The following is a 1,167-nucleotide window of genomic DNA, read 5'->3' as shown; positions in this document are numbered from 1 at the left end:
GCCGATTTTCCGCATGCTCTAACTCCCGGATCTCCCCAGTAGAGAGGTCTACAAACCTATCCTTGTCCAATTTTTTGATATTATTTTTCCGGTTCATCTTCTCCATATGCTGAACTTCAATGACGTGATTCATAGTGGTCACTTTTACAACATCATTTGGAGCTATGAAAACCGCGTCACCATTGCGTTTATCCATCCATTTCCCCTCAATTTTTCCTGTAATGTTTAATTAAAATCAAGTTAATAATAAAGAACCCCAAATCCGAAGTCAGTTTTTCAACAAAAATTAGCGTCCTTTTCCCAAATAGTCCCTATACAATTCCTTAATAGCAAACTCAATTACAGCATCTTTTGAAACTCTTCCAAATTCATTGTGTTTTGTAAAATGTTCGGCTAATAACTCTAGCTTTTTAAATGTTTCAACAGTAATTCGAGGTCCAATTTGTTTTTTCTCTTCCATCCAAACACACTCCTAACAAGTTGTTAACATAATTCTAACATTGGAAATAATAGAATTCAAGAACAGAAAAAAGAAGCACACTCGGAATGATATTTCGTTTCCTTTTGATTCCGAGCCTCCACCCCTTACAATCCCCAATGGCAACCGACAAGGGAAAATTCGTCCCTTATCGGCACCTCCGGAAATTGTACAGCAAGGGGTCACTCCCAATAAAAAGACTACGACATATAAAACAGGTTTAGCTTCAGAGAAAAAGAGCATAAGGAAACTCGGTGCCACCCTAAAAAAAAGGGTGTCAAACAGGCTGTGCCTGTTGAGTTTCTATGCTCTTAGAACAGGTGCCGTTTTTGAAGCCAAAGATATAGCATAGATACCCCATAGATATAGCAGGGATATACCAAAATATCTCTAGAGATACGGGTATCTATGCTATATCTCTCTACAAGATTCCTCCACACGCTTGACGGAAATGCTTCAGCATTTTAGCACTCACTCGACAGAGTGTATAAGTGCGCCATTCGGAATTTCAAAGCTTCAAATTTCACAGAGAGTGCCCATTTATACACACCCCCTAAATCGTGGTGTGACAATGGGTTCTCGCCGGCTCGAAATCGGTTTGTCATTCTGACAAAAAAAACAGCAGGAAATAAAAAAAACACAGCACTAGATCTGAACCAAGGTGGGTGAAACGAAAAAGGTTTTTGTGA

General features: G+C 39.2%; 1 protein-coding gene and 1 pseudogene. Both read right to left on the bottom strand.

The genetic code is table 11. The features are described 5' to 3' along the window. A pseudogene (locus tag ACFW0C_RS09855) lies at window positions 1–196 on the bottom strand (hypothetical protein); the annotation flags it as partial. Between the two features lie 90 nt (window positions 197–286). Then, window positions 287–460 (bottom strand): hypothetical protein, encoded by a 174-nt coding sequence (locus tag ACFW0C_RS09850; protein ID WP_375839303.1) that lies wholly within the window; start codon window positions 458–460, stop codon window positions 287–289. Window positions 461–1,167 lie beyond the last annotated feature (707 nt).

It is taken from the genome of Aerococcus sp. NPDC058936, assembly GCF_042741995.1.
In the GTDB taxonomy this organism is placed as follows: domain Bacteria; phylum Bacillota; class Bacilli; order Lactobacillales; family Aerococcaceae; genus Aerococcus.
This window is presented reverse-complemented; position numbering and strand designations above follow the sequence as displayed.

Excerpts from the sequence above, each read along its gene's own strand:
- ACFW0C_RS09850 (WP_375839303.1), bottom strand. The coding sequence starts at position 460 with ATGGAAGAGAAAAAACAAATTGGACCTCGAATTACTGTTGAAACATTT.